The 12,922-nt window shown below is 28.8% G+C and carries 13 protein-coding genes; 10 read left to right on the forward strand and 3 right to left on the reverse strand.

The features are described 5' to 3' along the window. Positions 1–209 precede the first annotated feature (209 nt). The 3 genes from GQS57_RS03625 to GQS57_RS03635 are packed head-to-tail and all read left to right on the forward strand — an operon-like array spanning position 210 to position 3,722. Complete coding sequence (locus GQS57_RS03625) at positions 210–1,322, forward strand: hypothetical protein (protein ID WP_165731202.1); 1,113 nt, start codon at positions 210–212, stop codon at positions 1,320–1,322. Next, entirely contained in the window at positions 1,309–1,785 is a 477-nt protein-coding gene (locus GQS57_RS03630) for a three component ABC system middle component (RefSeq protein WP_165731203.1), read from the forward strand. Before GQS57_RS03625 ends, GQS57_RS03630 begins: the two co-directional genes overlap by 14 nt. Further along, entirely contained in the window at positions 1,782–3,722 is a 1,941-nt protein-coding gene (locus GQS57_RS03635; protein WP_165731204.1) for a DUF3732 domain-containing protein, read from the forward strand. Before GQS57_RS03630 ends, GQS57_RS03635 begins: the two co-directional genes overlap by 4 nt. Before the next feature lie 167 nt (positions 3,723–3,889). Here GQS57_RS03635 and GQS57_RS03640 read toward each other — a convergent pair whose 3' ends face one another. Continuing rightward, positions 3,890–4,486, reverse strand: coding sequence for an NAD(P)H-dependent oxidoreductase (locus tag GQS57_RS03640; RefSeq protein WP_165731205.1), 597 nt, complete (start codon positions 4,484–4,486; stop codon positions 3,890–3,892). A gap of 93 nt (positions 4,487–4,579) precedes the next feature. Between GQS57_RS03640 and GQS57_RS03645 the strand changes: the two genes are divergently transcribed. Further along, the gene (locus tag GQS57_RS03645; protein WP_165731206.1) at positions 4,580–5,482 is read left to right on the forward strand and encodes a LysR family transcriptional regulator; all 903 of its coding nucleotides are present in this window, start codon (positions 4,580–4,582) and stop codon (positions 5,480–5,482) included. 201 nt (positions 5,483–5,683) lie between these two features. Next, complete coding sequence (locus GQS57_RS03650) at positions 5,684–5,845, forward strand: hypothetical protein (RefSeq protein WP_165731207.1); 162 nt, start codon at positions 5,684–5,686, stop codon at positions 5,843–5,845. Between the two features lie 54 nt (positions 5,846–5,899). On the opposite strand, the gene GQS57_RS03655 is transcribed toward GQS57_RS03650, so the two are convergent. After that, complete coding sequence (locus tag GQS57_RS03655; protein ID WP_165731208.1) at positions 5,900–6,289, reverse strand: helix-turn-helix domain-containing protein; 390 nt, start codon at positions 6,287–6,289, stop codon at positions 5,900–5,902. 259 nt (positions 6,290–6,548) lie between these two features. Between GQS57_RS03655 and nfsB the strand changes: the two genes are divergently transcribed. Together nfsB and GQS57_RS03665 are read left to right on the forward strand one after the other, a co-directional pair. After that, positions 6,549–7,202 (forward strand): oxygen-insensitive NAD(P)H nitroreductase, encoded by a 654-nt coding sequence (nfsB, locus tag GQS57_RS03660; protein ID WP_165731209.1) that lies wholly within the window; start codon positions 6,549–6,551, stop codon positions 7,200–7,202. A 23-nt stretch (positions 7,203–7,225) separates the two neighbouring features. Beyond that, complete coding sequence (locus GQS57_RS03665; RefSeq protein WP_165731210.1) at positions 7,226–7,894, forward strand: alpha/beta fold hydrolase; 669 nt, start codon at positions 7,226–7,228, stop codon at positions 7,892–7,894. Positions 7,895–9,196: 1,302 nt separating this feature from the next. Here GQS57_RS03665 and GQS57_RS03670 read toward each other — a convergent pair. Then, positions 9,197–10,009, reverse strand: coding sequence for an RDD family protein (locus tag GQS57_RS03670; RefSeq protein ID WP_165731211.1), 813 nt, complete (start codon positions 10,007–10,009; stop codon positions 9,197–9,199). Positions 10,010–10,031: 22 nt separating this feature from the next. On the opposite strand from GQS57_RS03670, the gene GQS57_RS03675 reads away from it, so the two are divergent. Genes GQS57_RS03675 through GQS57_RS03685 form a run of 3 tightly spaced genes read left to right on the forward strand, consistent with a single transcriptional unit; the run spans position 10,032 to position 12,921 of the window. Next, positions 10,032–10,997, forward strand: coding sequence for a stage II sporulation protein M (locus GQS57_RS03675; RefSeq protein ID WP_165731212.1), 966 nt, complete (start codon positions 10,032–10,034; stop codon positions 10,995–10,997). Beyond that, on the forward strand, positions 10,997–11,713 hold the full coding sequence (locus tag GQS57_RS03680) for a DUF4129 domain-containing protein (protein ID WP_165731213.1): 717 nt from the start codon (positions 10,997–10,999) through the stop codon (positions 11,711–11,713). The genes GQS57_RS03675 and GQS57_RS03680 overlap by 1 nt, the downstream gene beginning before the upstream one ends. After that, positions 11,713–12,921: a DUF4350 domain-containing protein gene (locus GQS57_RS03685; RefSeq protein ID WP_165731214.1), complete on the forward strand. Its 1,209-nt coding sequence runs from the start codon at positions 11,713–11,715 to the stop codon at positions 12,919–12,921. Before GQS57_RS03680 ends, GQS57_RS03685 begins: the two co-directional genes overlap by 1 nt. Position 12,922: the final 1 nt, after the last annotated feature.

Raw genomic sequence — 12,922 nt, forward strand, 5'->3', positions numbered from 1 at the left:
TTCTATCTGGGCTAGGGATTTTGAGATACCAAGAATATTTTTTATATATGTTTGCTTTGCTTTGATATACGTAATAATTTTCATTGTTTTATCTTACATTAGCTTAATGAATAAAGTATCATACTTATGACACATGTACACCTAGAAATAGGTGACTTTGTGTCGTGATGCAAATAAATGATTTGTATGCCATTTAAGAAAAATAAACTATGAGTTCAAAATCTGATGCATCTACTAAAATATTAGGATTTAAATATCAAGAAATGGTTGCTTTAAAGGAATGTTTTGAAGCAAAAGATGGCACAAAGATTTATTTAGAGTGTTTGGGAGATGTTTCAGATGAAAAGATATCAACTGAAGTTAAACATTCTATTGATGTTGATAAAAAATTAATTGATACCCATCTTGACTTCTGGAAAACTCTTTCCAATATAATAAAAGAATATGATACATTTCGTTTTTATGACAAGTTCATACTTCATACTACAGCAGAAATAAAAACAGGCTCGATATTTGAAAAGTGGAAAGATTTAAATAAATCTGACAAAAAAAAGAAAATAATTGCCGTAAAATCAAATGACACAATAAAAGCATACTATGATAATGTAAAAACATTTGATAAAAAGGAATTAGAAAACCTTCTCGATAAATTTGAAATAAAAGATAATCAAGAATCAGCTAAAGAATATTATAAAGATATTTTATTAGAACATCCAGCTGTAACAAGTCATATAGAATTAAAAAATAGAGAGGAATTTATTTGTTATTTATTTGGATACATTTCACTTCAGCTAATTAATACAACAGACTATATTTGGGAAATTGTAATAGATTCTTTTCGAGAAAATTCTCGGACTTTTGCAAATAGGTATAAAATAGAAGATTTAAGTTTTCCTATTTCTAAAGTAACTGCTGATATTTCTACAAAAGAAAATTTTCATTTTGTAAAAGAGTTAGAGAAAATCCAATATCCAAAGAAAATTGGTCCTGCTATGAATAATTATTTAAAAGCTTATGAAAGTCAAATAAAAATGATTGAAGCAAGAACTAGCTTATCTGAAAATCTTGATAATTATGATGAAGATATCAAAGAAGATATTTTAGACCTTAAAGATAGTCATTTAGACCAACTCACCGAAAAATGCGACTTAAACGAGAAATCAAGACGTTTTTTTGACGATAGTAATATTCAAATTTCATCAAAAACAAAAATAGAAGGAATAACAAATACAAGATCATATTACCCTAAAGGCCGGTTATTATATAATATAGAAAATAAAACCATAAGTATTAATCTAAAACTAGAAAATGAAAGCGAGTGATATAGAAAGATTGGTGTTTTCACCATTTCATACTAGTAAAATTTTACATCACTTTTTAAGTGGTGCCAAATCTGTTAATTCAAAATGTATAAAGACCGAATTAGTATATCTTTTATTACCTTTTATTTATAATAATCAAATTCAGAGTAAATTAAAAAATTTAAAAACAAATTCAAAATTTAATGCATTTATTGTCAATACAGATTTTGATGTCTTCGTCAGTTCTTTAAACCAAAGAATGAATGATTACCGTAAAACAACAAATACTGCTATTATTCTTCTTGCTAATGAAATTGATTTAGAGATAGATAAATATTTAGTAGCTAGTACAGAAATTCATTTCAATGATGAAAAAGATATTTACTTAAGACCTATCTATAAATCATCATATAATCTAGGTATTATTTTGGGTAAAGAGCAATATTTATCAGTATTTAAAAAACTTAGAATTACAGAATTATGAGTACAACAATAAAACAAATTGCTGTTTTTAGCAATACAGGAAGTAAACGATTTGTACCTTTTGAAGATGGTTTAAATATCATAACCGGAGATTCAAAGACTGGAAAAAGTGCACTTATTGAAATAATTGATTATTGTCTATTTTCATCAAGGTCAAGTGTTCCTGTTGGAAAAATAACTGATTTTGCAGAATTATTTGTAGTCGTTTATAAAGTCAATGATTTTTATATTGTTATTGGTCGTCCTGCACCAAAAACGGGAAAAATGAGTAGTGCATACTTGAAAATAGAAACTGACTATAAAATAATTGAAGATTTTAAATATGAGTATTTTAATGACATTTCACTAAAGCCAATAAAAAATGATGTACAAAATGATTTTGAAGAATTATTAGGTTTGTCATTTAAAAAATTTGAGTCGGATTATAATGAATGGAACACAGGAAAATTATCTATTAGAGATGCTGTTTCCTTTTTATTTCAACATCAAAATTTAATTGCTAATAAACACGCATTATTCTACCGTTTTGATGATTTGGTAAAGCGTAAAAGAGTTATTCAAGCTTTACCTGTTTTATTAGGTGTAGCTAATAGTGAATATTATCAATTAGTGAAATTGATTAAGGATACTGAAAGGCAAATAACAGCTGAAGAAAAAGTTTTAAAACGAATTCAACAGAAAACATCTAGTCAACAAGATAATATTAGAAATCAAATACAAATTTATTACACAATGCTAGACCTAACTCTTGAAAAAGAGCTTTCATTAGGTGAATTAAAGAGGATAGGTCTTAATCTGCCTATTCCTCCAAAAATACTTACAGACCAAACAAAATCATATACTAAAGTAGCACAATTAGAAAATGAAAGAGAATTACTTTATGTTGAGAAAAATGAAATTGAAAATGCTATTTCTAGTTTATTATCTAATTCAGATGATAGTTTAGATTATGCAAAACATTTAAGACAAACTAAAGCCAAACAAAAATATAATACAACAATAGTCAAGTTAACTTGCCCACTTTGTGACAATTCAGTTTCACATATTAATGAGAACATTGATAAACTAAATGAATCAAAAAATAAACTAATTGAAGAACTTACAAAAGTTAATACATTTTCAAAAGACAGTACTCAAATAATTCAGAAATTTAGAATAGATAAAAAAGCAATAAACACTAAAATAAAATCAATTTCTAACAACATTGAAATACTTACAAAAGAAAATGTTGACATAGAAAAAATAAAAGGAAAACGAGAATCAATAATATACCAAAAAGGTATTTTAGAAACAACAATCAAACACCTTTTGGAGTCTAACGATTTATCTAAGTTTAATTCCGACTTAGTAACCTTAAAAGAACAACTAGCATTATATAATAAAGAATTTTTGAAGTATAAAGATTTAAAGCAATTCAAATCTGAAACAGAATTATTCATAAAAGAACAAATGGATAGAATTGCTAGCAAATTAGATTTTGAAAAAGAACTAAAACCTATTGACTTTCATTTTAATATTGATGATTTTAGTTTTTATCATAAACATAAATCAGAAAAAATAAGATTATACGAAATGGGAAGTGGTGCAAATTGGCTAGCCTGTCACCTTTCCTTATTTTTATCTTTCTTACATTTATCTTGTAGTAATCCTAAATCAATAATTCCATCATTCTTAATGATAGACCAACCTAGTCAAGTCTACTTCCCTAGAACAGCTAAGAAGACTGAATTAAATGATCCAGAAGAAAAAGTTGAATTTGATGTTAATATTGAACGAGTTAAAGATATTTTTAAAGTTCTAAATGAAGAAATTGAATTGATATTTAAAAATACAAAAGTTAAACCTCAAATAATCGTGTTGGAACATGCTAAAGAAGATGAATTTGAAGAGTTTATAATTAAAGATTGGGTTAAAAGTGAAGGTGGTGGGCTAATATAAAAAATGACGCGGAAATCAGTTAAATTAAAATCCATCCGATTTACAAAATAGTACAGTTGCAAAATCGAGCGAAGTCAATAATCAATAATAGATTTCGGCTTCGCTCGATTGTATACTAATAGATTGTTTTATAGATCTAAAAATCAACTTTTAGAAAGTCATAGTAATTACATCTTCAAAGTAATTTTGTTTAAAAAGCCACTGTAATTTTCTAACTCCAGAGGTACATCTGCATTTTTTTCCATATCGTGAAAATGGTGTGTACCTATCAATTCCATACCTGTAAAAGCATTCATTCTGTGAAACCCAAACATAACCCCTTCATCAACACTTTTTTGATCGAAAAACTCATTTTCTAAGGTAAAAGCTGTTTTGGGTGCGTTCCAACTAGTGGTGAGTATGTATTTTTTTCCGTGCATCAATCCACCAGTTCCGTAGTTGATATCTGGATTTGTTCTGCTTCTTCCGTCGCTTTTATAAATTCCGTTTTGATGACCTTCGGTAAAAACTTCATCGATATATTTTTTGAAACCAAATGGAATCTGAAACCACCAAATAGGGGTGTGGTAAATAACGATATCTGCCCATTTAAATTTTTCTACTTCTTCCTTTGCATCATAATCGTCACCAACCTGAGTAGATTTTACAGCAAAATTCTCACTTGAATCAAAGTAACCAATTGTATTATTGAAAAGTGTTTCGTTAAATCGACCTCCAGAATGTGCAAATGGATGACTTCCATTTATTATAAATATATTTTTCATCTTTCTTTGTTTAATTATGGGACAAAATTAAGTTGACTTTTTGTATTGTAAAAATAATACAAATCATACCTTTGTATTATAATATTAATAGTTATGGTCAATTTAGAGTGGTATAGAACATTTAAAGAAGTATATGAAAACGGCACTTTAACGAAAGCGTCAATTGCTTTATATTCATCTCAACCTGGTGTTAGCTTGCACTTGAATGCCTTAGAAGCCTATATTGGGAAAAAATTATTTGAACGCACTTCCAGAAAAATGATTCCTACGGAGGATGGAAAATTTTTATACGAATACATTATAGAATCGCTGAACAAGTTGGAAATTGCCGAACAGCATTTTAAAAGAACAACGCAAGAAACAAATCCTTCTATAAACATTGGTATGTGTTCTGAGATGTTCCAACTCATTATTGAACCCGAAATTCCGAAGTTGGATTTTGACCTAGTGGCACGATTTGGTGCGCATACCGATTTAATAAAAGACTTGAATAATGGCATTTTAGATTTAGTGATTACGCCCAAAAAACAAAATGATAAAAAATCGCTGGTGGAGTATGTCCCTTTTTCGAAAGAAAGAATTATTCTCATTGCAGGAAATAAAACGGATACGACCGAGATAAAAAAGCACATCGAAGCTAATAATTTGAATGCCTTAGAAGCGGAATTATTGAAAAATAGTTGGTATAGTTCCTCCAACGAAATGGAGCATTTTAGACGTTTTTGGTTTGAGAATTTCAATAAAAAACCTTCTTTTAAACCCAACTATATTTTGCCTAATATCACTTCTATCATTCGATGTTTATCTAATGAAAACGGATTGGCATTAGTGCCAGATTTTCTATGTCAAAAGGAGATTTCGAATAAAGAGATCAATTTAGTTTGGCAAGGAAAAGTAAAAACCGAAAACACCTTGTATTTTGCCTCAAGAACAGATTTGAAATACAAGAAAGAACTAGAGGTGCTTCGAAATATATTTACAGCAAAGATGAAGTAATACCAAATAAACAAAATGCACCCGCTTATTATCATTAACAATAAATAAAGCACAACTCTCGCTGTGCTTTTTGTTTGTATATTATTGTTTGCTCATTGTTGTGGGTACGAAGTCAGAGACACTCGCATAGCAGCACTTAGATTTTTCAGAACACTTTGCAGAGCTTGTTATTGGTCTCCGGCAGAAAAAGGTGCGGATATTTTGTATGATTTAGTGACTTCTAAAACTTATAAAGACGATTCAGGAAAGTATTTTGATAATGATAAAGGAGATCCAAAAGGCTATTTTTCGCAAGCATATCCAGATGCTTATGATGGAGCTAAAATTGAAAAATTATTAGTACTAACGGATAGTTTATTCTAAACGCTTTAGTTTAAAAAAATAATAAGACTACCAATTTGGATAGCCTTATTTAATTTACTTCGCATCCTCAAAAATAAACTCACCTTTTGTTTCTGCAGCGTGTAAACCCCATTCAGTAATTAGGGTTAAAATAGGTGTAAGGGTTTCACCAAATTCGGTAAGCTTATATTCTACTTTTAAAGGTGGTTTTTTTGTAAAGACTTTTCTGCTAACCATACCATCGGCTTCTAATTGCTTCAATTGTAAACTTAAAGTACGCTCTGTAATACCTGGAATTTCCTTTCTCAATTCGTTGTAACGTTTTTTATCGCCAATTAAGTGGGTAAGGATTACGCTTTTCCATTTTCCGCCAATCAATTCCATTGCTGCACTTGTTGGGCAGAAGGATATTTTATCGTTTATTTTAATCTTTGGCTTTTTTTCAAACAGTTCTTTTCTGTCCATAATGATATATATTTATGAAAGTAACATACGAATATATACTCTCTTTTTAATAGATTCTTCTGCAAATTTAATGGACTTTAATTTAGTATGCAACTATATTTTATATAGTAAAAATATTTATATTTAAAAAATTGATTAAAAGTGTGTTATAAAATTACTTTATACTATACTTTATGACCGTTATTGCACAGCAATGAAACTACACATACTTTTGTAACTATAATTTTGATAGTATAATTTACCAACTAAATATAAAAAGATGAATTTAAGTGAGATTTTAAACAGCCGCTATACCGTAAAAGAATTTGATGCGACAAAAAAAATATCGGATAAAGACTTTAATCAAATCAAATCTTTATTACGTTTAAGTCCATCAAGTATAAACCTACAGCCTTGGCATTTTATAATTGCTGATACGGCAGCTGGAAAAAAGCGTATTGCAAAAGGCACGGAAGAAACCTTTCCTTTTAATACACCAAAGGTTTTGGATGCTTCTCACGTAATTGTAATTGCAGCAAGAACAAATGTCGATGAGAATTATATAAAAAGCATTCAAGATAAAGAGGACGAAGACGGGCGTTATGCAAAACAAGAATATAAAGACCAAGCTTATGCAGGACGTATGATGTTTGCAAACCTGCATCGATATGACCTAAAGGATGTACAACCTTGGATAGAAAAACAAGTATACCTTAATATGGGGTCATTGCTAACAGGAGCTGCAGTTTTAGGTATAGATGCTTGCCCAATGGAAGGCGTAGATGTAAAAGCTTTAGATAAAGAGTTTGGCTTACACGAAAAAGGATATACGGCTTTAGCTTTAGTGTCTTTAGGATACAGAAAAGACACCGATTTCAATTCTAAACTTCCAAAATCTAGATTTTCAGAAGAGACCATTATTACCAAATTATAAACCTTATAAAAATCATATAACTTATGAAAAAATTCTTTAAAATAATTGGAGGTATTATCGCTGGCTTAATAGTAATTGGAGTTATTGTATTTTTCTTTTTTCCAAAAGTGTTGGTAGATCAAACAAATGTTAGTTATGCCAATGCAGCAAACTTAGAAAAGAAAACGGTGGAAATAAATGGATACACCGTACATTTTTACGAGAGTAAAGCGAATGAAGATAAACCGGACTTTGTAATGCTTCACGGAATGGCAGATGATAAAAGTAGCTTTTTACAAACTGCTAAATTCTTATCGAGTGATTATCATCTAATTCTTCCTGATTTAGCTGGACACGGCGATAATGAAAGAAAACAGGGACTGGACTATTCTATTAATGGACAAGCCACTTTTCTAAAATCGTTTTTAACTAAACTTGGCGTAACAAACTTTAATCTAATAGGTAATTCAATGGGCGGACATACAGCTGCTGCCTACACTATAAAATACCCTAATGATGTTAAAAATTTAATATTATTAGATGCTGCGGGTATAAAAATAGATGGCCACGTTGTGTATGGTGGTTTTGGTAAAAAAATCGAAAATAAAGAAGAGTTAAATGTTGTGCTTCAACGTGTTTTTTACAAAGTACCAAACCTTCCAGGGCCAATAGCGAACTATATGATTGCGACCGTGAATAACAGTAAAATTTAATCATTTATTTATAAATAAAACAAATAGATTTTCTAGATATATTTATAATATTTATGTCAAAGAAAATGAATATAAAGCTTGGGTTTCAATAAAAATCGGTAAACCAGTCGAAAGCTCAATTAGTACTGAATTCCTTAACAAATATCCAATAGTTAATTTTATAAGAGAATCACCAATTATTCACAAAACAGCGAAAAATAAGATTTTTGATAGAATTTTAGAACGATATTTAGGAGATGACCCAATAATTCCATATGAATTTTCGGAAAGAAAAAAGAAGTTTCCTTTAGCTTTTAAAGAATTAGAAAATTATATGAAAAAGTATATTTAGTTTATTAAATTTTACTGGACCTATTATAATTTTAACAAAACCATAGGGGAGTGGAACGTAATATTTTAGACTACATAAATATAATTATCCAGTTGATGATTGTAGTTATTTATAAAAATTAACTAAAATAATATTTAACTAAAAATGTACTTTGTGTACATTTTTTGAACGCTAAATAACCTAAAACATAGAGAAACGAGCCGTTATTGTTTCCAAAATTATATGTGTATCTTGATTTTTTTGCTTCTTTTGAATTTATCTTGAGCGAAGTCGAAAGGTCAAGAAAAAAAAGAAAATAATAAAAAATTAATAGTTACAATTTTGAATTACTATTTGAAATAGCTTAATCCTATATTTGATTAACTTTATCAATTATTTTGTATTTAACATAATAAAGTTAACACTAGAGTAAACGCTATATTATAAAAAGCAGAGAAATAGAAGAATGTTTTATTATTAACAAATATACAGCAACATTTATATTGATAGAATGACGGAGAATTTTTTTCCATAAGTAACATTGCATAAAAAAAGGTTCTCGATACAATTTCTATAAAAAATCGAAATCACTCGAACTGGCAATCTGTTTTCTAACTAAAAATGCGGTTTCTGAGAATCGTGTATTTAAAAAATATTTCTACATAGTACCAAATAATAGATTCTACGGAATTAAAATAAAAAAGTGTTGAAGAATTATAAAACACATCTAAAGGAATATTTTTGTAATGTTAATAATTATAGAGAAAGATATCTATCAATTAAATCTTAGAAGTAAATTAACCCATAATTTCTTTTAACATAATATCGGACGATTTAAACCTAAAGGTGTTATATCTTATATTATGTGTAAAAATCCGTGAAAAACGGCTATACAGAAATTATTATACAAGTGTATTATAATTTATATTATGTTAAATAGAGTTTTTAACAAACAACACCTCTTACTCTTTTTCAAGAAATAATACATCCTATTACATATTCTGAGTGTAAAAATTATAATCCTTTAAAACAACATCTATAAACTCTTTATCTGTTTTATGAATAGATTTAATTCCGGTTACTTCCAAAACTTTAGACCTTAGTTTTATCAAGGTTTTAAAGTCATTATATTTTTTTGCTGAATTAAACGTGTTTTTAATAATACGCACATCGTTATCAGACAGTTTAATAACATTCGGATATGTTGGTACGTATGCGTTGGAAATATTTTCTAAGATAGTTTCAGAAAACTGTACATCATCCTTTAGGTAAACAACAACCGTATTGGCAATGATATCTCCAAAACGTTGTTGATTATCGGTGAATAATATCAATAAAAAACCAATCATTTTTCCAAAGAAAAAAAGCAACATTAATAAAGCTATTTCATCGTCTAATCCTAATGAAGCCACATAAACAAATAGTAATGTAAAAAGGTTAAAATCTACCACTCTTAAAAACCAACGGATAATGAAATCTGTTGTAGAAGGTTTAAAACCATCAATATTAATAACTTTTAAATGCAATAATTTTTTACCAACTGTTTGTCCGTTTAAGAGTATTTCCGAATACAAAGAATAAAAAGTAACCGGTAGAAAGATTAATACATCTATGGCACGTAAAGACCAAGAATCTCCTTCTAGTGCAGTTTGAAACATTCTAAAGTCTAAAATTTCAATGGCAAAATAGAGATATGCAAATTTTATAACATTATCTACGCCAAATGCAAATAGCCTTTGGCCAACATTTGCAAGGGTAAAATTGATGTTTACATTTTGTGCTGTTTTTATTTGGAGTCTTTTCATGCAATGGTTAAATTCGCTCTGTATGAGAGAGGTCGCTTTTATAAAGCAAAATAAAGAAAAATGGCTCGAATTTGAACAAGGTTTTTCAAATAAAGAGAAAAAAAGTCCAGACGACATTGCAAACCTGCATATAAAAATCATGAATGATTTGGTATATGCGCAAACCTATTACCCTAAAAGTAAAGTTACTCAGTATTTAAATAAGTTGGCAAAGTCTAGTTTTGACAAGGTATATCACTCAAAAAGACGCAACAAAAATGTTTTATTATATTTCTTTTTTGACAAAGTACCACTACTCGCCTACCAATACAGAAAATATATTTATTTGTCTTTTATTGTCTTTTTTGCTTGTTTTTTCATCGGTTTGTTATCAACATTAAACGATACTTCTTTTGCAAGACAGATTTTAGGGAACAATTATATAGATCAAACGCTAGAAAACATAGAAAGTGGCGATGCCATGGCAATTTATAAAGGAGGCAGCAATTGGGGAACTTTTATTGGTATTTACGACAATAACCAACGCGTTGGCTTAAAAATGTTCTTATCTGGTTTATTTATAGGTATTGGTACCGGTTTTTACGTAGTATATAATGCCATTATGGTAGCTGTTTTTCAAGCATTCTTTTATCAAAATAATAGTTTGTTCGACAGTTTAAAAGGAATTTGGATTCATGGAACCTACGAGATTTTTAGTATGATCATAGAAGCAGCAGCTGGTTATATTATTGGAGCTAGTATTTTGTTTCCAGGAGCATACAAACGCTTCGAATCCTTTAAAATAGGGATGAAAGCAGCGTTTTATATTTTTATAAGTACGATTCCGTTTACCTTAGCAGCCGCTTTTTTAGAAGGTTATATTACCCGATATTCTAATATTATGCCTACCGTTTTGTGTTTTGCAATCATTGGTTTTAGTTTAGCTACTATTAGTTATTACTACTTAATTTTACCTTTTAAGGTAGCTAATAAACATCATTTACGTTAATGCAAAAAAAGGTATTTCTTTTCGTCTTATTTTTTACTTCCATTAGTTATGGACTGGTTGAAAACGATAGTCTTCTTTTGTTAGAGAAAGACACTGTTCATTATGAGAAGTCTATTGATTATGCGCAAAAAAGAGCGTTTACAGAAAATATAAAAGAAAAATATAACGACAAAGAGTTTCAATATACAGAAGAAGAAATTGAAGAGGCAGAGCCATTAAAACCTTCTGTAGGAGAATCTGCATTTGTTGGAGCATTTTTGTTTTTTATCAGTAATATTTTTCCTTTCATATTAGGGGGAATTATCATATTTATTATTTTAAAAACCTTTTTAGGCACAGAAACCAATTTCTGGAATTTTAAAAAGTCTAAAAAGAAAGTGGCAAAAAAACTGATTTATGAAGATGAAGATATTCATGAAACAGATATTGACGGATTGTTACAAAATGCTATTCAAAATAAGGAATATCGATTGGCAATTCGTTATTATTATTTATCAGTTTTAAAAACGCTATCAGATAAGAAACTAATTGATTATCATAAAGATAAAACCAATTCAGAATACCTTTTTGAAATAGAAAACACCACTACAAGAACTGATTTTTCGTATTTATCGTACGTTTATTCTTATGTATGGTATGGAGATTTCCCGATAGATGAAACCAATTTTAAATTGGCAGAAAGCAAGTATCAATCTTTTAAAAACACTTTAAAATAATGATACTACAACATTTAAAAAAATACGCTCCTCTCCTGCTCTTGTTTCTACTAATTGGTTGTGATAAAACAGATTGGAGTGAGAATTTTAAAGAGAAAGAGAAAAGTCCGTTTGGCAATTATATTATTTATAATGAAGCTGGAACGCTGTTTAAGAATCAAAAAGTAAACTTGTTAAAGGAAAATATTTATGACTATTTAGCCTTTAATTCAGCGTATGATAGCACAAAAACGCACAATTATGTTGCGATAAAACATGGTGCTTATAAACTGACAAATACTGGTGTTACCGAGCTTTTAGACTTTGTCTCTAAAGGAAATAACGTATTTTTAGCATTTAATAGTTTTAAAGACAGTTTAAAATCCTCTTTAAGGTTTACCACCAATAATTTAGATAAAGATGTATATGATGTAAAGGGTTTAAAAAAGTTAGAAGGAACTTTTGAATTGAATAACAAAGCTTTTTCTAAAACGTCATTTTCATTTGATAGAAATATTAGAAGAAACTACTTTTTACAATACAATGAAAACACCACCAGTATTTTAGGAACCTTTGCTGTTGATGGAGAAAAAGTGCCTAATTTTATCAAAATTCATTATGGAGAAGGAGCTTTTTATTTACACACACAACCCATTGCCTTTACCAATTATTATTTGTTAAACGGTAATGAGGAATATGCAGCCAATGTATTTTCGTATTTACCAAATGCAGACGTAATTTGGGATCCGCAGATAAAATCTAGTAAATATGAAGATAAAAAAGAGGATGATAATAATGTGTTTAAATTCTTTTTAGAGCATCCAACGTTAACCTGGTTTTTATTTGTTTCATTCATAGGATTATTATTGTTTATGCTTTTCAATGCAAGAAGAAAACAACGTCCGATTCCTATTATAAAACCCTTACAAAATTCGACAGTAGAATTTACTCAGACCATTGCCAATTTGTATTTAAAAGAACAAGATCATAAGAATTTAGTTGATAAAAAAATAGCCTACTTTTTAGAGAAGGTTCGTTCTAAATACCTTTTAGATACCAGTAATTTAAATGCTGATTTTATAGAGAAATTAGCGGCTAAATCTGGTAATGATTTGCAGAGAACAAAATATTTAGTAAATACAATTATTACTTTAAATAAGAAGGTAGAATGCCTTGAGGAAGAATTGATTGTCTTACATAAAATGATAGAAAATTTCTTAAATAAATAAG

The sequence above is a fragment of the Polaribacter sp. 20A6 genome (assembly GCF_011378915.1).
In the GTDB taxonomy this organism is placed as follows: domain Bacteria; phylum Bacteroidota; class Bacteroidia; order Flavobacteriales; family Flavobacteriaceae; genus Polaribacter; species Polaribacter sejongensis.